Raw genomic sequence first — 22,126 nt, 5'->3', positions numbered from 1 at the left:
CTCACGTTTTGTTACTGAGAAAAACCATGACTCAATCTGCTCTCATTGCACGTTTCTCTATTCATCAAGCGCTTCATTGGGCGACAACAGGTTTAATGGTTCCGGTGCTGGTGCTGCTGTTCCAGGATCGCGGATTGGATCTCGGCCAAATTGGTTTAGTGATGGCGGTTTGGATCGGCAGTACTACGCTATTGGAACTGCCTCTTGGCGGTGTCGCCGATCAAGTAGGCCGCAGAAAAACTTACCTTTTCTCTTTGCTTGTTACGGCATTCGGGGTGACCGCTTTGTTGTTTTCAGCGAGTTGCATCTCCATTGTATTTAGCGCAGCTTTGCTCGGGGCAGCACGGGCAATTTATTCAGGAACGTTAGATGCTTGGTTTTATGATGCCTATGCATTGACTTGTGGCGCAACTAGCTATCATTCGGCCTTAGCCAAGGTCAATGTGTGGGTAACCTTAGGCTTGGCAATAGGCTCGCTAATTGGCGGCTATTTGCCGAATATTGCAAGTGATTCAATGCCTTGGTTGGCGTCTAGGTTTGATGCTAATTTATGGCTGATACTCATCGCTAGTGTTTGTATGGTAGGAGTAACACTTTGGCTTATACCAGAAGCGCAACAAAGGCGAGATCGTAGCGGCAAACGAGCCACTCACTGCCTCTTCATGACTATCCGCCACACCCTGCGAGATGTAATGAGTCATCAAGTACTTAGGCGAGTGATGCAAACCATATTGGTGTTCGGAATGGTGCTAAGTGGTGTCGAAAATCTGTGGCAACCTTATCTGTCCCAATTGTTGGCAGATGATGACCAAGGTACGGGATGGTTTGGTGTTATCGCCGCTCTCTACTTTGCAATGGCTGCACTGTCATCTTGGTTTTCTGTTACCTTTTTAGCTTGGTTTGCCGGTTCACACCGTAATGTTTTGCTGGTCAGTCGGTTATGCTCCGCATTTGCTTTACTGGTAATGGCGATGAGCAGCAATGTCGTTGGATTTACCATCAGTTATTTAGTGTTTTTCTTTTTGTTTACCCTTGGCGAAAACTCTCAAACCGTATTGATCCAGGACAATACACCTAGCCGTTATCGCTCTACCATGCTATCGCTCAGCTCTTTGACCGTAACGGCGGGTGGCATGATGGCATCGTTGCTGCTTGGATATGTCGCCCAACATCACGGCATAGCCGTCAGTTGGACGGGGATGGCAATTGTCTTGATACTCTCGTCATTGTTGTTTGCCAGGCTTCCTCGTGCTGATAAAGACTCTGGCCGAACATCAAGTTCAAATGATTATCAAATAGATCAATAAAGAGTTTCCTATCCTTGGCCAATAGTCTCTATTGCGAGATACCACTATGATGATTACATATCGACGTAGAGAGGAAGGTCAATCATGCAAAAAATTATCTTAGTCACTGGGGCTACGGATGGGATCGGTTTAGAGACCGCCAAAATGTTGGTGGCCCAAGATCATCATGTCATCATCCATGGTCGCAACCCAGCTAAGGTGGCTAATGTTGAGCAGACTCTATTGGAGATGGCGAGTGGCAAAGTGGCGTCAATTGTTGCTGATCTTTCATCTCTTCAAGCGGTGAGGGAGATGATAGGAGAAGTTAGCCAACGATTTGGTAAGTTGGATGTCATTATCAACAATGCCGGGGTTTTCTCGATTCCTAAAGCTACAACCGTTGATGGTTTAGACGCCCGCTTTATGGTGAACACCATTGCCCCCTATCTACTGACAAAAGAGTTGTTGCCTCTGTTAAGCAAAGACGGCCGAGTGGTAAACCTGTCTTCGGCGGCTCAAGCTCGGGTTGACCTTGATGCACTTGTCTCACAACCTGTTCTTTCTGACGGTGAAGCTTATGCGCAAAGCAAACTGGCGTTAACCATGTGGTCGCGGATGCTAGGGTTACAATTGAAAAACTTGGGCCCTGTGATGGTGTCGGTTAACCCGAAATCGTTTCTCGGCAGCAAGATGGTGAAAGAAGCTTACGGCGTCGCGGGTAATGATCTGAGCCTTGGCGCTGATATTTTATATCGCGCGAGCGTATCGTCAGAGTTTGCCAATGCTCATGGTGCCTATTACGACAACGACATCGAGGCATTCGCTAATCCGCACTCTGATGCGCTTGATGATGCAAAGTGCCAGCAAGTGATTGAAGCCATCGAAGCATGGCTAAATCGTTAGAACATGGAGGAAATCCGCACCAACCTCTAGGTTTATAGAATTTCCGACTACCGATTCCACAATTCTGATACTCATGACTTTATTAATAAAATGTAGTGATGTTTTATATCGGATGTTAATGGTATAGATGCTATAGAATCAGCATCACCGTTTAATGGTTAGGAATGTCTTTGTGAATCATATGCTTGGTCGAAAATCCATCACTCGCGACCGTGAGCCAGATGGAAGGAGTGCACAGCGCGGGAAATTTAAATGGCGTGGTATAGAAGTGCGGCTCGGCTTAGCACTGGCGCTGCTATCGATGACCACGTTACTGCTAGCACTCTTTAGCTCCACTACCTACGATAAGTTAGAGCACGCATTAGTGGAGCTAAAAGAGCAAGAAATCCCAGCCCTTGAACAAGCCGCAAGATTGAATGACATGGTGCGCTTGGTGATCACGGACTCCTCTCAGCTAGTGGCGGCCGATTCAAATTTGGAACGGCGTAATGCCATGGTTCGTATAGAAAACAGCATTAATGAGATGAATGTAGTGCTGGCGCACTTCCCTGAATATCACGCCTATTTTAAAGATTTGATCATGCAGGTAAGTAATAGCTTGAGCCTGCTGTATCAAAGTGGCGAAGAGTCACGTCAGTTAAATAAAGAGCTGCGCAATTTGCTGGAAGGTTTTTACCCGTTACTTCAGCAAGTCAGCGAAGAACTTGATGGCCTACCTACAGAGCAGAAATCGCGTCTCCAATATAGCCAACTTAAAGCCCTGTTGTTTTATCAGCTTGGTTTGGTCGAAAAGCTGTATAACGATGGCAGTTTCAATGAGTTGGATTACACAACCTATCGACTCGAGCAGCTTGGTCAGGAGTGGTTTAGTTTATGGTTAGCGAGTGGCTTGGCAGAGTCGCTGCCCACTTTGGACGAAAAACTATCGGTGATCTACACCTTAGCTTCTCGCTCAAGTCGATTGGTACAACTGAAAAACCAAGCGCTGGAGCACTATTATCAGCAAGAATTCTTATTGGAAAACAGCCGTAAGTATTTGCATCAGCTGTCAGTTCAAATTGAGCGCAACACATCTAACGTTAATCTAGAAATTGATTCTTCTATTGCTCAAGTGCAGAAGTCGCTGGCGTCGAATCGCACGTTTTCGCTTGTCTTGTCGGTGTTTAGCCTTTTTGCTGCCGCAGGTATCGCTTGGTTTTATGTGCGTAAAAACATCCTAGAGCGATTGCTGCATCTGCGTGATGATATGTTCGCCATTTCAACCGGCCATCTTGATACTAAAATTGAGCTCAAGGGCCAGGATGAAGTGACTCAAATGGCGAAGTCTTTACAGGTTTTCCAAGCCACTGCTAAGGTGGTGAAAAGGACCAATCAAAAGCTGGAAGCTGAAGTCGAAGAGCGCCGATTAGCAGAGGAAAAACTGCGCGTTACTCAAGACGAATTGGTTCAAGCTGGCAAGTTGGCAGCCTTAGGACAACTCAGCGTCGGCATTACTCATGAAATAAACCAACCTTTGACGGCGATAAGTAGTCATGCTCGAAGCGCGCAAAAATGGCTAGAGCAAGATCGCGTCGATAAAGCCACGCAAAACCTGCAAAAAATAGAAACCCTGTTGGCCAAAGTAGCCGCGTTGACTCGTCACCTGAAGGCTTTTTCACGTAAGAGCGATGGCAAAATTTCTTCAGTTGCCGTAATGCCTGTGGTCAATGATGCGATTGAGTTGTTTGCGAACAAACAAGTTCCTATTGTGTTGGATTGTAATTTGGCACCAGATGAAAGTGTTCGCGCCAACCCTATTCGCCTTGAGCAAGTGTTGGTTAATTTAATCAGCAACGCCATTGATGCCGTTGAGTCGACACAAGAGCCGCTCATCGTGGTTTCAGTGGTTCGACTTGAAAATTCGGTCACCATTGCGGTTAAAGACAATGGTAAAGGCATCTTGGCCGACGACATTCCCCATATTTTTGACCCGTTTTATACCCAAAAAGAAGTGGGTAAAGGCCTAGGGTTAGGCCTTTCTATCGCATTTAACATCATAAAAGACTTTGGCGGTTCAATTCGGGTTCACTCACAGCCAGAGGTCGGCAGTGAGTTCGTAGTACATTTAGAAGGCACACAATCATGACCATGGAAAAGCAAATCACCCTGATTGACGATGAACAAGATGTGGTGGAAGCAGTAAGCGAAATGCTCGAGCTTGAAGGGTTTAGCGTCACCGGCTTTAACGATCCAAAGCAAGGGCTAAAATCCTTATCGCCAGACAGCAAGCAAGTGGTGCTGTGCGATGTGCGTATGCCGAACATTGATGGTCTTGCCATGCTTGATGCCATTCAGAGTCGTGCACCATGTTGTGAAGTGATCTTGATGAGTGGTCATGGAGACATTCCAATGGCTATTGAAGCGATGAAGCAGGGGGCATTTGATTTTATTGAAAAACCTCTGCAAAGCGATGAACTGATAGAAAAGTTGGATCTTGCCACGGCGCAGATCCGCAACAAACCTCAAGCCGCAGTCGATGCGCCACCACTGCCAATTGAAGAGGTCGTCATCGGTGTGTCTAATCCTATGGAAATGGTTCGCTCGCAAGTGTTGGCATTGGCTCGAACGGGAGTGGACACCATCATTAATGGCGAGACGGGTACAGGCAAAGAGGTGATCGCTCGCGCGCTACATCGCTATTCAGCGCGGTGTGATAAGCCGTTTGTTGCCATCAACTGTGGCGGCATGACCGAAAGTATTATCGAAAGTGAGTTGTTTGGTCATGAGGCGGGCTCATTTACCAGTGCCAATAAAAAGCGTATCGGGAAGATAGAACAAGCTCACGGTGGAACCCTGTTTCTTGATGAAATCGAAAGTATGCCCATCGCGGTGCAAATCAAGCTGCTGCGAGTGATCCAAGAGCGAGTGATTGAACGAGTTGGCGGTAATACATTGATACCTGTCGATATTGTCGTGGTGGCTGCGAGCAAAGCCGATTTGGCTGAGCTGAGCCAGCAGGGAGAGTTTCGGGCTGACCTATTCTACCGTCTTAACATTGCCAGCTTAAATCTGCCGCCACTGCGTCAACGTAAAGAAGACATTCAAGCGCTATTTCGCCACTTTGTGGTTCAAGCCAGTCAAAAGTACAAAACACGCCCATCGACGCTTTATGCCGAGCAGATTCAACAACTGTGTCGCCATGATTGGCCGGGTAACGTGCGCGAGCTGCGCAATGTTGCCGATAGATTTGTACTTGGGATTGTGGGAGAGGGGTTTGATTTGCAAGCGCCGTCTACTCTGGGCAGTGAAGCCTTTGCTTTTGAACAGCAGATGGAGCAGTACGAACGAAATGTACTCACGGAAGCCTTGATCGAAATGGCAGGCAATATCAATGAAGTCTCGTTACGTCTGAACCTGCCGCGTAAGACTCTCTATCGTAAGATGAAAAAGCATCAACTTGATAAAGAGAGTTTTAAGCCACAAGCGACAAGACATAATTGACCCATCATAGAAGTTTAATAAAAGTATTATATTTATCTGTTTGAATTATAAGTGAAAAGTTTTTGGCACGTTGCGTGCTATTTAGACAGTGCGTTTAGTGATAAGTCAGGGAATGTTTCGTCAACGACGAGTAACGACTTCTATCAACTAAGCCCTACAACAAACAAAACTATTTTGCTGCAAGGAGAAACAACAGATGAAGCAAATCTTAACCAGTGGTATCGCGCTATTGTTGGGCGTTAGCTCAGTTGCAATGGCGGGCAATGAACCTGCTCAAATCGGGCCGCGTCCATTGTATCTGGTCAGTGACATGGAAGAGGGACCGTTAAAAACTAAGTTAGAAAGCTGTGGTGCCGGTCCATTTTATCGTAGCGACTTTTCTATCGGCCACCGCGGTGCAGCGATGCAGTTCCCTGAACATACCAAGGAGTCTTACTTGGCAGCGATTGCGATGGGGGCTGGGGTACTGGAATGTGACGTGACGTTCACTAAAGACAAACAGTTGGTTTGCCGTCATTCACAAAGTGATTTGCACACCACAACGGATGTGTTGGCGCACCCAGAGCTTGCTAAGAAATGTTCGGTGCCTTTTAAGCCAGCTAACCTTGAAACCGGTGAAGATGCTCAGGTTGAGTGTCGTACATCAGATTTCACGTTGGCAGAGTTCAAAACGCTGAAAGGCAAGATGGATGGGGCGAACCCGAAAGCCACAACGGTTGAAGAGTACATGAACGGTACTCCGGGCTGGCGCACTGATTTGTACTCGCAAACCGGAACGTTGATGACTCACGCAGAAAGTGCGGCATTATTCAAAAAGCATGGCGTGAAAGTCACTCCTGAGCTTAAGTCTGCTAAGGTTGAGATGCCTTATCAGGGCTTTAGTCAGCAAGACTACGCACAGAAATTGGTAGATGAACTCAAAGCTGCTGGTTTTTCTGCGAAAGATGCGTACGTTCAGTCGTTCAACCTCGATGACGTAAAATACTGGATTCAAAATGAGCCAGAGTTTGGCAAGCAAGCGGTGTACTTAGATGATCGCGTGTACAATCTTGAAGGCTTCACAGCGACTCTAGAGAATATGAAAGCGCTATCAAAAGACGGAGTTCAAATTATTGCTCCGCCATTGTTTGCTCTAATCCAGCTTGATGAAAAGAACGGCATCGTACAGTCGGAGTACGCTAAGTTAGCTAAGCAGGCCGATCTCGACATCATAGCGTGGACTCTTGAGCGTTCAGGCCCTCTTGCGCAAGGTGGCGGCTGGTACTACCAAACGGTCACAGAGCAGATCAATCAAGATGGTGACATGATGAAGGTGCTTGACGTTCTAGCGAAAGACGTCGGTGTCTTAGGTGTGTTCAGTGACTGGCCGTCAACGGTCACTTACTACGCAAACTGTATGGACATCTAATTCCGGTTTAGCAGTTTTTAGACCAGTATTACTGTCACTAAACAAGGGCTTTCGGGCCCTTTTTTAGATCACAAATTTCATGGGACACAAATGACCCAAATGGCTTGTAATACGCTGGACACAAATGACCCAAACAAGTTTGCTGGACAAGTGAGTTGTTTTAAGTGATTGAAATTTAAGGATATAATTTTTGGCACGTTGCCTGCTATAAGAGCTGTGAATATCAACAATAACGTGAATGTAAGGTTCTAATATGAAAAACAGTGTAAAAGGATTGTTAATCGCTGGCTCTTTGCTGCTACCTTCAATGGCTATGGCAAGTGAGTGTGCTAACCGTGGGGTTCTGGACGACAGATATTGTGATGAAAACCAAGATTTGGTGGCGGATGCACCAAAAGATGCCAATGAGTGGATTGACCCAAGCACCTTAGTTTTCACATACACGCCAGTAGAAGACCCTGCGCTGTATAAAGATGCCTTTGCGGATTTCCAAGCTCACCTAAGTAAAATCACGGGCAAAAAGGTTATCTACTACACTGTTCACTCCAACTCTGCTCAAGTGGAAGCGATGCGTTCAGGTCGTCTTCATGTCGCTGGTTTCTCGACTGGCCCTACAGGCTACGCAGTGAACTTAGCAGGCTACGTACCGATTGCCGTGAAAGGCGATGAAGCGGGCTTCCAAGGCTACAACCTAATCACCATCGTTCGTAAAGACAGTGGAATCAACGAAATGGCTGATCTGAAAGGCAAGCGCGTTGCTCACACTTCTGCATCTTCTAACTCGGGTAACCTTGCACCACGAGCTCTGTTCCCAGCTCAAGGCCTAACACCAGATGAAGATTACAAAGTGCTTTACTCAGGTAAGCATGACCAATCTATCCTAGGCGTTTACAACGGTGACTACGATGCCGCGCCTGTTGCATCAGACGTTTATGATCGCATGGTGGCTGCAGGTCGTGTTGACGCAGCCGATCTGAAAATCATCTACCGTAGCCCTCGTTTTCCAACATCGGCATTTGGTTACGCGTACAACCTAAAACCTGAACTGGTAGAGAAAATCAACGAAGCTTTCTTTAGCTACCGTTTCACTCCAGAAATGAGCGAAGCCTTCAAAGGGGCAGACCGATTCTCACCAATTACTTACCAAGAAGACTGGTCGGTAATCCGCGACATCGCACACGCGACAGGCACGGCTTACACCAAAGCTGGTCTGAAGAAGCTTGCTGAAAAAGACGCGGCGAAACGCGCGAAGAAAAAAGCAGCAGAGCTAGCGAAACAAGCAACAAACCAATAATTCTCCTCTAACAACGCCAGAAGTACGGTGTCCTGTGTGTAGGGCGCAGGGCATCGTACACCCTAAATTTGCGCATATTAAAACAAAAACAAGGAATAGTAGTATGGCCGTAGCAAACTGTGACGGAACTAAGTACGACGGAATAAAGATCAATAACCTTTTTCATGAATACGTGGCAGGCAAGCCAATCCTTAAAGGCATTGATATCGACATTGATCAGCCCGGAATTATCGCCATCATTGGCCCATCAGGTACGGGTAAAAGTACCTTGTTACGTTGTATTAACCGACTCAACGATCCAACCAGCGGTGAGATTCTCTTTGAAGGTGAAGACCTGACTAAACTGCATGGTCAGGCACTGCGCAAACAACGTCGTCATATCGGCATGGTATTCCAAGAGTACAACTTGGTTGAACGCCTAACCGTTATCGAGAATGTACTAAGTGGCCGCTTAGGTTACATGTCTTCATGGAATGCTTGGCGTCGTAACTACTCAAAAGAAGATTTGCAAAAAGCATTTGAATTGCTTGAGTTTGTTGGCCTACAAGACTTTGCTAACCAACGAGCAGACAGCTTGTCTGGTGGTCAGCGTCAACGTGTCGGTATCGCTCGTGCGGTAATGCAAGACCCCTATATTCTGCTAGCAGATGAGCCAACGTCATCGCTTGACCCGAAAACCGCCGTTGAAATCATGGAACTGATGGAAACCTTTGCTAAAGACAAGCAGATCCCAGTGCTGGTTAATATCCACGATGTGAACCTAGCCAAGCGTTTTGCCAATCGCATCATCGGTATGTGTAACGGGAAAGTGCACTACGATGGCAGCCCTGAAGGCATCAGTGAAGACGATCTGAAGATCATTTACGGAGGTGAATCATGGCTGGACTAAGCACTTCTTCATCTTCAATAAATGTTGAGAATCCGTTCAAAGCGTCTTGGATGAGTCGCTTAGGTGTAGCCGCTGTGATCGGTTACCTGTTCTACAGTTTCTCGACTCTAAACCTCAGTTTTGATCGACTTGTTATCGGTTTTGGTGAAAGTGAGCGATTACTTTCACGCATGTTTCCGCCGGATTTTTCTCGCTCTAATCTACTGTTAAGTGGCTTAGCGGAAAGTTTGCAAATCGCGATTATTTCAAGCTTTTTCGGCATTGTAATTTCACTGTTTCTTGGCCTGCTTGCGGCAAGAAACATGATGCCATCGATTGTATCGACCCCAGTGCGTGGCTTTATCGCGTTGTGCCGTTCGTTCCACCCAGTGATCATTGCTATCTTGTTCGTGAAGGCGGTGGGCTTTGGTGCCTTAGCTGGTATTCTCACTCTGGTTTTCGCCTCCATTGGCTTTATCGCCAAACTGTTTGCAGAAGCAATTGAAGAGATATCTTTCAAGCAAGTCGAGGCCATTCGCGCCACAGGAGCGAACTTTGTGAGCGTGATTTTGTTTGCAGTGATGCCGCAAGTATTTACCCGTTTCATCGGTTTTGCTAGCTACCAGTTAGACTCGAACTTACGTAACTCGACTATGGTCGGCATCGTGGGCGCGGGTGGTTTGGGGGGCACCTTGTTCTCGGCCTTCCAACGTTTTGATTATGACTTTGTTGCAGCGATCTTAATCACCATCATCGCGCTTATCTTAGTTGGTGAGTTCTTGTCTAACGTAGTAAGGAGAATTTTCTAATGACGACGGCTTCTATTGATAGAGAATGGCAACGTTTTACGTTTAATGAACGTTTGGCTAGATTCGCCGCTTATCTTTGCTTTGTATCGGCAATTGTTTGGTCTTGGCAGACGGTCGAGATCATTCCGGAATTCCTCTACGATGCCCCAGCTCAGTTTGCTGATATGTTTGGTCGAATGGTACCGCTGGATTATGCCTTCTACCCTGAAACGATCCATGCTGCGCTGATCGAGACCTTACACATTGCGACTTTGGGTACCCTGTTTACCCTAATTTTGGCTATTCCTTTGGCGTTATTGAATGCGCCGAACATTACCCCAAGCAAAACACTGAATTGGATTGCTCAGTTCTTCTTGGTGTCGTCACGTTCTGTCAACTCGTTGGTTTGGGCTCTGCTTTTCATCGCATTGTTTGGCCCAGGTGTGTTAGCGGGCATCATGGCGATAGCGGTTCGCAGTGTCGGTTTTGTTGGCAAACTGCTCGCGGAAGCGATCGCAGAAGTTAACATGGGGACGATTGAGGCGCTCAAGGCGACAGGCGCTTCATGGATGAGCATCTTACTTAAGGGTTATTGGCCACAAGTGATGCCTGCGTTCTTCTCGATTGTTTTGTTCCGCTGGGACATCAACGTGCGTGAGTCAGCGGTACTCGGCTTGGTGGGTGCCGGTGGTATTGGTGTTGTACTCAACGATGCGCAGAATCTGTTCGAATGGCAGAAAGTATCGATGGTGCTAGTGAGCATTTTTGCGGTGGTGGTTCTGGCTGAAGCGCTGGTTGTCCATGTCCGTAAAAAGCTGATCTAAATCGACATAAACTAAAAAAGGCAGGATTTTCCTGCCTTTTTTTGTGGCTAGATGGTTTGCCACCTAAACCGACTCAGAGGTATTTCTCTATCGGTAGTAACTGGAGAAATGAAGACTGGAAGCGTCGCCATTTGCTCGTATTCGGCTCTTTATCAAAGCTTTGTTCACCGGAATGCCAATACACGTCGCCATCTTCCAACTCGAGCTGCCAACTGTTCTGCGCACTCATTGCTTCAGTGATGTCATCTGACAGTGCTTGAGCAACAACCGGGCTGTCTATAATGAGTAAGGACTCACTGTTTAGGTAAGTGGAACGCAAATTGAAGTTAAATGATCCGATTGCGGCGATGTTTTGGTCAAACACTGCTGCTTTTGAATGTAAGCCGTAAGCCGTTTGCGGTGCGCACTTGGATTGATCCTTTGTCGACTCTAGACAAACTTTTGCTTCTGGCATCAGTTCAAACAGCTCAATTCCGTGCTCTAACATGTCTTGGCGTCTTCCCGCGTAGGCGGAATGGTTGGTCACCAGATCGTTAGAGGCCATTGAGTTGGTGAGCGCCTTTACGGTGACGCCGTTTTCATTCAGAGTTTGCCAGTTATCCAATTGGCGATCGTCAAAAACCAAATAGGCCGATTCTAACAAGACTTGCGTGCCTGACTCGCTGGCTAACTGGCTGAGGTATTTCGCTGTGGTCTTTGGTTCACTGGTGTTACTTTCATCGGCAGGAACTGGCTGATCGTACACATAACGGGCTTTGACATTCTCCATTCGCTTGATTACGTCATCCAACAACTGCTGCGCTTGCCCGGCTTGTGTCGGTAACGCCGGATAGTCTAAGTAGCGTGGTGGCAACGCTTGCTCTAGCTCAGTGAGAGCAATGTCTTCATCGTCGCCAAGTAGGTCGACAGGGTACGACCAGCGACTGTCCCAGTAGACATCGAATCCAGTTTGAACCTCTTTCACAACACGCCCCATCGCCAATACATCGCGATCGCGGAAGTTGATTTCATCGGACAGATCAAAGTACTCATCGCCAATGTTGCGACCACCGACGATTGAGAAGGCCCCGTCGACAGTAAAGGACTTATTATGCATGCGGCGATTGAGGCGTGAGAAATCACCCAGTACGTTAAGCCACTTGGCGACGCCACGACGAGTAGGGATTGGGTTAAAAACACGAATTTCGACGTTAGGGTGTGAGTTTAGCGCGATAAGTAATGGCTCTCGCTGATTGAGGTTGATGTCATCCAACATTACTCGAACGCGAACCCCTCTATCCGCGGCAGCCCATAAGCGACTGGCGAGGTAAGTTCCTGAGCGATCAGAGTTCCAGATGTAATATTGAATATCAATCGACTGCTGCGCAGACTCGACCAACGCCAAACGTTGCGCCAGGGCATCCCAGCCCGACTCCTGCAAGAAAACAGCGCTTGCAGGCTCTGATTTGTCGGACCAATAGCGGTCACTTAGCGTCGATAATGGGGTTTCCATTGGCGAAACGGGGGGTAACGTTGAATGGGTGATTTGCTCGGGCAGCGAGCCACAGCCAGAAAGTAGGCCAATGATACATACGTGGGAAACTAAGCGTGGCAGCTTGAGCATTAAAACCATCCTTGATGATGCAGTTTACGAAAAGAAAAACAGTGAGTTATCTCAGTATAACAGAATCAGCCTCTTAAGTAGGTGCCCACCGCGAGCCCTATGTCTACTCTGTTGCTGAGAAATTAAGCTCGCGGAATGATGGCATTAATACGTGCTTCATTGATTAAAATCACGTCACGGGATGTGCAAGTCAATTACTATCGTCGCCAAATAATAGTCATTATCAAAATGAACCTCATGAGCAATATGAAGCAATCAGCACTCGATTTACAATCTATTGTCGATGCACTGTCAAAGGTAGAGCGAGCGAACAAAGTCGATCTTTGTCCGTTAAAACAATCGATTACCAGCACACCCGTCGATACATTAGAAACATTCAGCCGAGTTGGATTAACCGATTCGATCGATTCTCGCTACAAGATCTTAAGTGAAGGTTTTCCTGGTTTAACTCATCAGGTGAACTATTTACTTGAAGCGTCAGTTCTGCTTTAAGTTTTTCACTTTACATCGACTCTTCTCAAGTCCTAAATAAACCGTTAGGGCTTGTTACTATGTTGGCCTAGCAGTGGTTACTTGGGCTACAGGGAGAGTTTCGGCTGAATAAAATCAATAAACGCGGAAATCCTTCGCGCGACGTTGGATGATTTGTAATACACCGCGTTGACTTGTTCCCTGCCACTATGAGTGAGTTTGTCATTTTCTAGCAATGACATTAAGCGCCCCTCCTCGATATCTTTTTTGACCATAAAACCCGACAAACAAGCAATACCATGACCCGCAAGTGCCAGTTGGCGAACGGTTTCGCCGTTACTAGATGTTAGTGAAGGTTGCAAGTGGGTAAATCCTTTTAGCGGCCACTGATTGAGAACCTTAGGGCCGATAAAGCCAATAGTGTCATGATGCGTTAGGTCAGTGGTCTGCTGGGGTAGGCCTCGCTTAGCTAGGTAGCTTGGCGCCGCAACGAAATAGAGTGGGCTTCGCCCCAGCGGCCTAGCATGCAATGTGGAATCATTTAACTGGCCAATACGAATCGCCAGATCGGTTTTCTTTTCCAACAGATCAACAAATCCTTCGTTGGAAGAGAGTTCGAGCTCGATATCTGGGTATTGCTTTTGAAAGTCACCAATTAAAGGGACTAACTGGTGAAATACGAAAGGGCTAGCGGCATCGACTCTTAAACGCCCTTGAGGGCGTTCTCCGCGCGAAATGATCTCCTCTTCTGCTTGCTGTATTTGGCCGAGTCCAACACGAATGGCTTCAACAAACTGACGGCCTTCATCAGTCAATTCAATACGGCGAGTGGTGCGGTTAAGGATAGAAACACCGAGCTGCTTTTCAACTTTACTTACCGCTCGTGAAACGCGAGCGACTTGAATATCGAGTGTTTCCGCTGCGGCAGAGAAGCCACCACTATCAACCACTGCCAATAATATTTCCAGATCATCTGAGCGAGTCAGCATGGTGATTCCTTTGTACTAACTGATGATATAGCATTTAATTACTATTATTTTTCGCAAAAATCATTTGTAAAAATAGCGGATTTTAGCAACAAAAGAAATAGGCATAATGCCGCCATTGCAGCTCACCATCCGATCAGAAAAACATTGAACGGATAGTGTTTAACGAAATGATAGCGAGTATTTACTATGCCTTTAGCCCTTTTTGCATTGACGCTCAGCGCCTTTGCTATCGGTACGACAGAATTTGTTATTGTAGGGTTGATCCCTACCATGGCGAGTGATCTAGGAGTTTCTCTCCCTTCTGCTGGCTTGTTAGTCAGCTTGTATGCATTAGGCGTCGCGGTTGGCGCGCCAGTGCTCACGGCTTTGACCGGAAAATGGAATCGCAAACATGTGTTGTTGGCGGTTATGGCGCTATTTGTGCTGGGGAACTTGCTGGCGTGGCAGGCGCCAGGATACAACACCTTGGTATTGGCCCGAATACTGACAGGCCTTGCTCACGGGGTGTTTTTCTCCATTGGTTCGACGATTGCCACTGGATTGGTTGATAAAGATAAAGCGGCGAGCGCCATCGCGATTATGTTTACTGGCTTAACGGTCGCATTGGTTACGGGTGTGCCTCTAGGGACTTACATCGGCCAGACATTTGGTTGGCAAGCCACGTTCCTTATTGTTGCTGTTCTTGGTTTGATTGCTTGGATTGGTAGCGCTTTGCTGGTGCCGAATAATCTTAAGCAGCCACCGGCAGCCAAGCTTTCTTCACAGCTCAAAGTGCTGACTCAGCCTCGTTTATTATTGGTGTATGCCATTACCGCGCTAGGTTATGGTGGAACGTTTACTGCGTTTACTTTTCTTGCTCCTATCTTAGAGCAGCAAACGGGCTTTAGCTCTAGCGCTATTGGCTTGATCATGTTGGTCTATGGCGTGTCTGTCGCGATCGGCAACATATGGGGTGGAAAAATGGCCGATACTCTAGGGCCAATCAAAGCTCTGACGGTGATTTTTACTGGTCTTGCGCTGGTACTGTTTGTGTTCAACCTGACCGCTTTTCATCCTATTGCCGCGGTGGCGACAATCTTAGTTTGGGGAGCTTTCGCGTTCGGCAACGTTCCGGGCTTGCAGGTCTATGTGGTTAAACTGGCAGAGCAATACACGCCCGATGCGGTTGATGTGGCGTCGGGTCTCAATATTGCCGCGTTTAACGTCGGTATCGCTCTAGGCTCTTGGGGCGGCGGTATGATTGTGTCTCAAGCCGGATTAATGCACACCCCTTGGGCGGGCGCATTGATCGTTATTTTAGCCTTGATTCTGACTCGCTGGAGTGGTCGATTAGACAAGCGACAACAGCCTGAATTAACACAGGAATTTGTCTCGACATCTTGATGGAATTGGTCACCACTGAAGCAAAACTTGTTTCAATGGTGACTGTTTTGTCTTGCTTAACTAATAAAAGTGTCAATTTCGAACTAAACTTTAGAGGTGCTTAATGTGGTTCGGAGGTAAGCATGGATGTTCTGATTCAGTTTGATGAGAAAGGGATGTATCAAAACAACCCGTGGGATGTACCAGTGCCTTATCAGAAAGGAGAGATCCATTTAGTGAGTCCACTTTCAGCCATCGTGTTGATAGACCAAGCTCAGGCGCATCTTTACCTCAGTGATGAAGACAGACGTATGACGCTACTCGATAAGTGACGTACATGTCGTTTACTTGATTACAGGCAAACGAATAAGCAGGGCAGGAGGGCAAAACTCCTGCCGAGCTTTCTTTGCCTTGCCGATATTTACGCTAGTTTGTCAAAAGGCTATTTGGTCAAAGTGTCGACAAACTTTACATCATCTTCCGGCTGTTCGGTCGGGTGCCGTTCTTGCCAATCAGGGTTGTTATGCATGGCATCGATCAACTCGCGATCAAGCCGAGCAAAATACATATCCTCTTCCGCTTTACCCCGTAATCTGAGTTTTTCCGTAAAGTCCATGCTAGCCTCCTTGGAATCTCTGCCTCGTTGTTTCTCCTTTAAGTATAGTGCGTGGAGAAGTCAGGGTAGAAGGCGAAACGAAATCAAACTTCAAACTGAGATCTCGGTTGTTATGCGTGATGTGAATCCAAATGTATTACGGGTTTTTCAGAGCGAGCAACTGCTGACTAAATTCGGCAAAGCCGTAGCCTCCCGGCTGGCTCATCACGGTGCTGGGTTTGTGTTGTAACCGCTGCCAGTAGTGTTCGATGTTCTGCACACCAACAGTGAAGGGTAAGGTTTCAAACATTTGTTGGTCGTTAAGTGAATCCCCGACATAACAACAAGTGTCTAAAATTTGCTGGTCACTTAACCCTTTTGAGCGCAGGTAAGCAAAGGCACTATTGCGTTTTGAGTGATCACCATACCAAGCATTGATATGAATCGAACTTGCGGTGGCATGGGCACCGAATTGATGAATTTGACTGACAATCTGTTCGACTAATTCAGGGGCAAGCGGCTCGCGGTTTTGGCCAATGTCTATGGCGACTTCGCACAAACGGTATGCTTGATCTAGAGTTAAACCCACATCGTGATACTGGGCGAGTAACGGTTCAATTTTCTGCTTTAGTTGAGCTTGCTGAGCGCGCATGGTATCGAGTGGCACCGCACTGGATAAGCGGATACCTTTCTCACTTTTCTCTAAGGTGAAAGCGCCGTTCTCACCGAGCACGGCATCAACAGGCCATAGTTGAGCGATATGATCACACCACCCCGCACAAGCCCCCGTGACGGCAATTACCTTGATACCGCGCTGCTTAAGTGAATTCAGAGCAAGCAAGGTTTCTGGTGGAAGTTTCCCTTGCCAAGTGAGGGTATCGTCAACATCGGTCAATACCCACTCAATGTTTGTCCAGTCCTTTGAAAGTCGTTGTTCCATTTATCTTTTTCTTTTTGTTGAGCGAACCAACGAGTGTATCTGAGCGGAATAAGAAATTCAGTGAAGTGAAATCCAGATTTAAGCGGATGTCGTAATTGGAAAAACCTGTTGTCAGAATGGCAACGCGCCTATTGGCTGAGATTGCCATATTATCCTCGCAAACGATTATAAAAGTGAGGTGAGTATGTCCCGTTTTCTGTTGTGCAGTTTTGCACTGATTCTGCTGTATCCGACGGCGATTGACTTGTATCTGGTTGGTTTACCGCAAATTGCTGCGGATCTGGCGGCGACTGAATCTCAGCTTCATATGGCATTTTCGATTTATCTGTCTGGTATGGCGATGACCATGCTGTTTATTGGTCGCTTGGCTGACCGATTTGGTCGTAAACCAGTGGCTATCGCAGGGGCGGTGATCTTCGCTGTTGCATCATGGTTGGGCGGCTCTGTGCAAAGCAGCGAATCATTTTTACTGATGCGGTTTTTCCAAGGTGTCGGGGCTGGTTGCTGTTATGTGGTGGCGTTCGCCATTTTGCGCGATACGTTAGATGATCAAAAACGTGCCAAAGTGCTCTCTATGCTCAATGGAATTACCTGTATGATTCCTGTTCTCGCACCGGTAATCGGCCACTTGATCATGCTTAAGTTTCCGTGGCCGGTCTTGTTTACAGCGATGGCTGGAATGGGCGTGTTGGTGTGCTTGCTCTCGACTTTCCTCCTTAAGGAGACGTTAAAATCAGAGTCAAAAGCCATTACGGACAAAGCTGCAGAGCCCCGCGCTGTCTCTGAATCCCTGTTGGAGCGCTTTTTTCTTTCGCGTGTACTGTTTACCTCTCTAGGAGTCACCGCGATTCTGACTTATGTCAACACCTCACCCATGATTGTGATGGAGACATTGAATTTTACCCGCGGCGAATATTCTACCGCTATGGCTTTGCTAGCAATGGTGGGTATGTCGACGTCATTTTCAGCCCCGATTGCACTCATTTATTTTAAACAGGGCACGCTGTTAGTCGGCTCTCAGATCATTACATTACTGTCGGCTGTCGTCATCCTTGCGGCTCACTTGCATGACGACAGCTCGACACTCTACATGCTTGGATTTGCTTTGACGAGTATGGGATTTTCGATGGGGTTTGGTGTGGCGATGAGTCAGGCGTTAAGTCCTTTTGAGCACAAAGCCGGTTTGGCTAGCTCAGTATTGGGGATCGCTCAGATCTGCTGCTCTGCATTGTACATCTGGTTGATGGCTTGGATGGGAGTGTCGGCAGTGAATATGTTATTGATTGCATTGGCTTGTGGTGGCGCAATTGGTCTCTCTCTAATACTATTAGTTTCAAATCAACCAAGTAGCGAACTGAATGAAGAAATCACTTGCACGCCTTGACCTTAATTTATTGCTTACGCTGCAGCTTTTGTTGCAGGAGCTCAGCGTAACCAAGACAGCGAAGAAGTTGAATGTTACGCCGTCGACGGTGAGTAAGTCTTTGGCAAAATTGCGCGATTGGTTTGATGATCCCTTGTTCGTCAACACTCCTCAAGGGTTAACGCCCACCACGCTCGCCAGCAGCATGGAAGAAAGCTTATCCGATTGGCTGCAAATTGGCAGCCAAATCGTTTCCCGTCGTGGTGATGAAGCGCCGACGGGAGTGCGTTTTAATTTAGGCGTAGAGTCGCCGCTTTCTCTGATGATGATCGATGAGCTGACCTCTCGTATCCATAAAACTTACCCAGACTCGAAAGTGAAGTTTAATAACTGGGACTATGACTCGATAGATGCCATTACTCGTGGAGAAGTGGATATCGGTTTTACTGGGCGAGAGAGCCACCCAAGATCGAAAGAGTCGTTAGATTTGCTGCCGTACTTTATTAACTTTGAGGTGCTCTTTACTGACTTACCTATGGTCTATGTGCGTAAAGGCCACCCTGTGTTGGATCAAGAGTGGAATCTCGCGACCTTTTTAAGCTACCCGCATATCAATGTAGTTTGGGAGAAAAGTGAAAGCTGGGCTCTGGATGAGATTTTGATCGAGCAAGGCCTCACACGCAATGTAAACCTAACCATGGCAAGTTTTGAACAAGCCTTGTACGTTGCTGAAAAACCAGGCCATGACATGATCACCACTGCCCCTCGCTATTGCCAAAGCTATTGCCGACAACTCCACCCTAACTTGGTCGCATTACCTATTCCGCTGAATGAAGAGCAGCAAGAGAAACTGAAGATTCCCTTCACTATGATTTGGCATAAACGCAACAACCAGAATCCGAAAATTAGCTGGTTAAGAGAGACGATTAAAGCCTTGTATAGCGAGCCCGATTACCGCTAGCCAACACTGTCTTTGCCAACCATCACCGCGTCGAGGCGCCGGTATTCCAGTTGGCTGCTCACAAGCTCCGTGCCAGAAGGGCACTCTCTTGCTTCTGGCATACGTGCTCGGAGCAAATGAGCAAAAAGTGAAATATAACTGCCACAGAAGTTCATTGAAACTGTCACATCCACTGGCTAGGATTCACTTTGTGCTTATTGGACTAGTCCAGAACTTATCTATGTCAAAGAGCAGTATCGTGAGTACGATAGCCCTTTCTCGGTCCCAAAACTTAGCATTATTAACAGCTAACAACTGCTGGGAAATGTGATTCGCTACCAAGTGAATGTCGGTAAATGTGAGTTTACGGTCGATTTGCTTAACCGCTGTTCTGAACGGTTATTGGCCAATGGCAGTCAGTTAGAGCTACTATTTAATCTTAATGAAATTCAACCAGTGAGAGCCGAAACCATGTCCAGACCCTTATATGTATTTGATATGGATGAAACCCTGATCAATGCCGATTGTGCCATGATTTGGAACGCGTTCATGGTTGAAAAAGGCATCGCGAATCAACCGGGGTTTATTGAGCAAGACCAGCGTTTAATGCGTTTGTATGCCGAAGGTAAAATGAATATGGAGGACTACTTGGAGTTCTCTATGGCACCTGTAGCCAATATGCCTATTGAACAGGTTAGTGCTCTGGTGGACGAATGCGTTGAGACTCGTATTTTGGCTAAGCAGTTCCGTCAGTCAAAGAGCCTCATCGAACAGTTGTCGCGGGATGGCATTGATATGGTCATGATTTCTGCAAGCGTTACCTTCTTGGTTGCAGCCGTGGGGCGTCGTTTAGGTATTGGCAACGCTCTTGGTATCGACTTGGTCGTGAGAGACAACCGTTATACGGCTGAAGTTGACGGTGTAGCGAGTTATCGGGAAGGCAAAGTGACGCGCTTAAAACAGTGGTTAAACGCGCAACCTCAGTCATATTCAGAAATCCATTTTTACAGTGATTCAATCAACGACCTGCCTTTGTGTGAATACGCGGACTACGCCTATTTGGTCAATCCATGTCCACAGTTAAAAGCTCATGCCGATCGACCAAACTGGACATTGCTGCACTGGGATTAACTCTCGCTTTAATCAGGTAACAGCGTTAGTTTTGTGTTGAACAACAAGAGATGAAGAGGTCAGTCGTGGCGAACTTATTTGCGCAAATTCCTGATTCCTTGCAACAGGAAGTGTTTAACGATTTGGTGTGTGCTCGCCATGTGCGGATAGAGCGGATTCTCTCGCACGGTCAGAGCTCCCCCGAGACTGGCTGGTACGATCAAGATGAACATGAGTGGGTACTGGTGTTATCGGGGTTCGGGGTGTTGGAGTTTGAGGATGGTCGGGAAGTGCGTTTAGAAGCGGGAGATTACCTCAACATTCCTGCTCATTGTAAACATAAGGTCCAGCAAACTTCGCCTGATGAGGTGACGGTTTGGCTAGCGGTGTTTTATCGGGACTGATTTACAATGTAAATCGCCTCAAGTGTTACCTTGAGGCAATCGGATGTTTCGCCACTCGCTGTTGTTATTTAAAGCACACTTGCGCCCAACGAGCGAGACCGGCCGTCACGGAGCCAAAATAGTTGCCGCTCACGACTTCTATGTTTGGTAAGGTTTCTTGAACTGCGCCTCGTAGAATTGGTGAGCGCGCTGAGCCACCCGTCATGAATATCGCATCGGGAGTCATCCCACCTTGAACGACAGCCTCTTTGACAAGCTCTGCCATTTTTTGTTTAGGCGTTTCTATCGCTTCAATCATATCTTCAAAACGAATATCCACTTCCAATTGCTCAGACAGCAGTTGAATCACGCCACGATAGTGGGCGTGATCAGACAGAGCGATTTTGGCTTCTTCCGCTTGGCGTACTAAGCGGTAGCCAAGCGTCTCATGGAAAACTTCCAGCAGGCGAGCGAGCTTTTCTGGCTCTTGAGCCTCTTTCTTGAGTTGTTTTAACGTCGCCAAGTTTGAACGTGAGTAAAAATCCGCCTGAGCATCGACACTGTTTATCGCAATAGGGTTCCAGAATTGAATGGTTGGCATAACGATATTTGCCGTGGTTTTACTGCCTAGACCGAACGGTGTCATTAGCTGTTTAAAGGCGAGGGCGATGTCGAGATCGTTACCCCCAACACGCTGGCCACTGTGTGCCAGTAAGCTTTGTGTTCTATCCGCTTTTCCTCGCCAGCTTGGCCCCATCTCAATCAGCGAGCAGTCTGTGGTACCGCCGCCAATATCGACCACCAACACGGTTTTGTTGTCATTCAGAGAGGCTTCGTATTCAAGCCCTGCTGCGACAGGTTCAAACTGAAACTCGACATGTTTAAAACCAGCGCGCGTTGCCGCTTTAAGCAAAATGCTTTCTGCTTGGCGGTTAGCGGCTTCGCTGTCGCGACCATGAAAGTTCACGGGGCGTCCAATCACGGTATCTGTGATGGTTTGCTGCGTATCCGCTTCGGCGTTGCGTTTGATGTTATCCATCATGGCGCAGACAAGATCTTCGAAAAAGCTTACTTGGACATCACGCAACCCCGAGGCTCCCAGAAAGGACTTCGGTGATTTGACGTAATAGCTTTCACTGGGGTCTTGTAGGTAATGATCGAGCGCCGCTTGACCAAAAGCCACTTCTTCGGCAATGAATTCAATACCTTCTTCGCGATTGATATTGATGGCTCTGCGCAGTACTTGTTCACCGATGCTATCGATCGGTTTGATATCACGGTATTTAAATAGGTACTCAGCCACTGCCTCACGACTTGGAGCCGATAAAGTAGAAGGAATATAAACGCTGTCGCCTTCCAATTTGAGCAGTTTTGGCTCTCCTTGCTCCATTTTCGCAACTGAGCAATTTGCTGTCCCGTAGTCAAAGCCAATAAACATTCAAACCTCCTACCATTGAAAAAAGGTCGGCAATGCTACCTTAATGCGAGCGTGAAAGCTACCGGCGATTTGTTAAGCAAT

General features: G+C 47.2%; 22 protein-coding genes and 1 pseudogene. 17 read left to right on the top strand and 6 right to left on the bottom strand.

Annotated elements, in window-relative coordinates; genetic code table 11:
• Positions 1-26: 26 nt before the first annotated feature.
• The 9 genes from RH45_RS03530 (at position 27) to phnE (RH45_RS03490) (ending at position 10,851) form a co-directional block, all read left to right on the top strand.
• Positions 27-1,307 (top strand): MFS transporter, encoded by a 1,281-nt coding sequence (locus tag RH45_RS03530; RefSeq protein WP_008073957.1) that lies wholly within the window; start codon positions 27-29, stop codon positions 1,305-1,307.
• 84 nt (positions 1,308-1,391) lie between these two features.
• Positions 1,392-2,189 carry an SDR family NAD(P)-dependent oxidoreductase gene (locus RH45_RS03525; RefSeq protein WP_008073956.1) on the top strand — a complete coding sequence of 266 codons (798 nt, stop codon included), beginning with the start codon at positions 1,392-1,394 and terminating at the stop codon, positions 2,187-2,189.
• Positions 2,190-2,370: 181 nt separating this feature from the next.
• A complete protein-coding gene (locus tag RH45_RS03520) occupies positions 2,371-4,314 on the top strand; it encodes an ATP-binding protein (RefSeq protein WP_241211625.1) in 1,944 nt (647 codons plus the stop codon).
• Positions 4,311-5,669: a sigma-54-dependent transcriptional regulator gene (locus RH45_RS03515; RefSeq protein ID WP_008073954.1), complete on the top strand. Its 1,359-nt coding sequence runs from the start codon at positions 4,311-4,313 to the stop codon at positions 5,667-5,669. The genes RH45_RS03520 and RH45_RS03515 overlap by 4 nt, the downstream gene beginning before the upstream one ends.
• A gap of 196 nt (positions 5,670-5,865) precedes the next feature.
• Complete coding sequence (locus RH45_RS03510) at positions 5,866-7,077, top strand: glycerophosphodiester phosphodiesterase family protein (RefSeq protein WP_008073953.1); 1,212 nt, start codon at positions 5,866-5,868, stop codon at positions 7,075-7,077.
• 253 nt (positions 7,078-7,330) lie between these two features.
• On the top strand, positions 7,331-8,371 hold the full coding sequence (phnD, locus tag RH45_RS03505; RefSeq protein WP_008073946.1) for a phosphate/phosphite/phosphonate ABC transporter substrate-binding protein: 1,041 nt from the start codon (positions 7,331-7,333) through the stop codon (positions 8,369-8,371).
• A 103-nt stretch (positions 8,372-8,474) separates the two neighbouring features.
• Entirely contained in the window at positions 8,475-9,260 is a 786-nt protein-coding gene (gene phnC / locus RH45_RS03500) for a phosphonate ABC transporter ATP-binding protein (protein WP_008073945.1), read from the top strand.
• Positions 9,248-10,048 carry a phosphonate ABC transporter, permease protein PhnE gene (gene phnE / locus RH45_RS03495; protein ID WP_008073944.1) on the top strand — a complete coding sequence of 267 codons (801 nt, stop codon included), beginning with the start codon at positions 9,248-9,250 and terminating at the stop codon, positions 10,046-10,048. The genes phnC and phnE (RH45_RS03495) overlap by 13 nt, the downstream gene beginning before the upstream one ends.
• Complete coding sequence (gene phnE, locus RH45_RS03490) at positions 10,048-10,851, top strand: phosphonate ABC transporter, permease protein PhnE (RefSeq protein ID WP_008073942.1); 804 nt, start codon at positions 10,048-10,050, stop codon at positions 10,849-10,851. The genes phnE (RH45_RS03495) and phnE (RH45_RS03490) overlap by 1 nt, the downstream gene beginning before the upstream one ends.
• 73 nt (positions 10,852-10,924) lie before the next feature.
• Here the strand turns inward: phnE (RH45_RS03490) and RH45_RS03485 are convergent, their stop codons facing one another.
• Complete coding sequence (locus tag RH45_RS03485) at positions 10,925-12,454, bottom strand: phospholipase D family protein (protein WP_008073941.1); 1,530 nt, start codon at positions 12,452-12,454, stop codon at positions 10,925-10,927.
• A gap of 237 nt (positions 12,455-12,691) precedes the next feature.
• On the opposite strand from RH45_RS03485, the gene RH45_RS03480 reads away from it, so the two are divergent.
• Positions 12,692-12,946, top strand: coding sequence for a hypothetical protein (locus RH45_RS03480; protein ID WP_138956414.1), 255 nt, complete (start codon positions 12,692-12,694; stop codon positions 12,944-12,946).
• An 86-nt stretch (positions 12,947-13,032) separates the two neighbouring features.
• Here the strand turns inward: RH45_RS03480 and RH45_RS03475 are convergent, their stop codons facing one another.
• On the bottom strand, positions 13,033-13,914 hold the full coding sequence (locus RH45_RS03475) for a LysR family transcriptional regulator (RefSeq protein WP_008073937.1): 882 nt from the start codon (positions 13,912-13,914) through the stop codon (positions 13,033-13,035).
• 186 nt (positions 13,915-14,100) lie between these two features.
• Here RH45_RS03475 and RH45_RS03470 point away from each other — a divergent pair, with 186 nt between their 5' ends.
• Both RH45_RS03470 and RH45_RS03465 read left to right on the top strand, forming a co-directional pair.
• A complete protein-coding gene (locus tag RH45_RS03470; RefSeq protein WP_008073935.1) occupies positions 14,101-15,297 on the top strand; it encodes an MFS transporter in 1,197 nt (398 codons plus the stop codon).
• 122 nt (positions 15,298-15,419) lie between these two features.
• Complete coding sequence (locus tag RH45_RS03465; protein ID WP_008073931.1) at positions 15,420-15,608, top strand: hypothetical protein; 189 nt, start codon at positions 15,420-15,422, stop codon at positions 15,606-15,608.
• Positions 15,609-15,718: 110 nt separating this feature from the next.
• Here RH45_RS03465 and RH45_RS23495 read toward each other — a convergent pair whose 3' ends face one another.
• Together RH45_RS23495 and RH45_RS03460 are read right to left on the bottom strand one after the other, a co-directional pair.
• A complete protein-coding gene (locus tag RH45_RS23495) occupies positions 15,719-15,892 on the bottom strand; it encodes a hypothetical protein (RefSeq protein ID WP_008073929.1) in 174 nt (57 codons plus the stop codon).
• Positions 15,893-16,028: 136 nt separating this feature from the next.
• Positions 16,029-16,811 carry an HAD-IIB family hydrolase gene (locus tag RH45_RS03460; RefSeq protein WP_008073927.1) on the bottom strand — a complete coding sequence of 261 codons (783 nt, stop codon included), beginning with the start codon at positions 16,809-16,811 and terminating at the stop codon, positions 16,029-16,031.
• A gap of 184 nt (positions 16,812-16,995) precedes the next feature.
• On the opposite strand from RH45_RS03460, the gene RH45_RS03455 reads away from it, so the two are divergent.
• The gene (locus tag RH45_RS03455) at positions 16,996-18,195 is read left to right on the top strand and encodes an MFS transporter (protein WP_008073925.1); all 1,200 of its coding nucleotides are present in this window, start codon (positions 16,996-16,998) and stop codon (positions 18,193-18,195) included.
• Entirely contained in the window at positions 18,170-19,135 is a 966-nt protein-coding gene (gene yidZ / locus RH45_RS03450; RefSeq protein ID WP_008073922.1) for an HTH-type transcriptional regulator YidZ, read from the top strand. The genes RH45_RS03455 and yidZ overlap by 26 nt, the downstream gene beginning before the upstream one ends.
• On the opposite strand, the gene RH45_RS23410 is transcribed toward yidZ, so the two are convergent.
• Positions 19,132-19,308, bottom strand: a complete 177-nt coding sequence (locus RH45_RS23410; protein WP_158026982.1) for a hypothetical protein — start codon at positions 19,306-19,308, stop codon at positions 19,132-19,134. The genes yidZ and RH45_RS23410 overlap by 4 nt on opposite strands.
• A 34-nt stretch (positions 19,309-19,342) precedes the next feature.
• Here RH45_RS23410 and RH45_RS23880 point away from each other — a divergent pair.
• The 3 genes and pseudogenes from RH45_RS23880 to RH45_RS03440 form a co-directional block, all read left to right on the top strand.
• A pseudogene (locus RH45_RS23880) lies at positions 19,343-19,579 on the top strand (ABC transporter ATP-binding protein); the annotation flags it as partial.
• A 6-nt stretch (positions 19,580-19,585) separates the two neighbouring features.
• On the top strand, positions 19,586-20,245 hold the full coding sequence (locus RH45_RS03445) for an HAD family hydrolase (RefSeq protein WP_008073919.1): 660 nt from the start codon (positions 19,586-19,588) through the stop codon (positions 20,243-20,245).
• A gap of 65 nt (positions 20,246-20,310) precedes the next feature.
• Entirely contained in the window at positions 20,311-20,628 is a 318-nt protein-coding gene (locus RH45_RS03440; RefSeq protein ID WP_008073917.1) for a cupin domain-containing protein, read from the top strand.
• A gap of 64 nt (positions 20,629-20,692) precedes the next feature.
• On the opposite strand, the gene yegD is transcribed toward RH45_RS03440, so the two are convergent.
• Entirely contained in the window at positions 20,693-22,045 is a 1,353-nt protein-coding gene (yegD, locus tag RH45_RS03435) for a molecular chaperone (protein WP_008073915.1), read from the bottom strand.
• Between the last annotated feature and the right edge of the window lie 81 nt (positions 22,046-22,126).

It is taken from the genome of Vibrio sinaloensis DSM 21326, from assembly GCF_000189275.1.
Lineage (GTDB): Bacteria > Pseudomonadota > Gammaproteobacteria > Enterobacterales > Vibrionaceae > Vibrio > Vibrio sinaloensis.
Note: the sequence above shows the minus strand (reverse complement) of the source record. Positions and strands in the feature narration are given on the sequence as shown.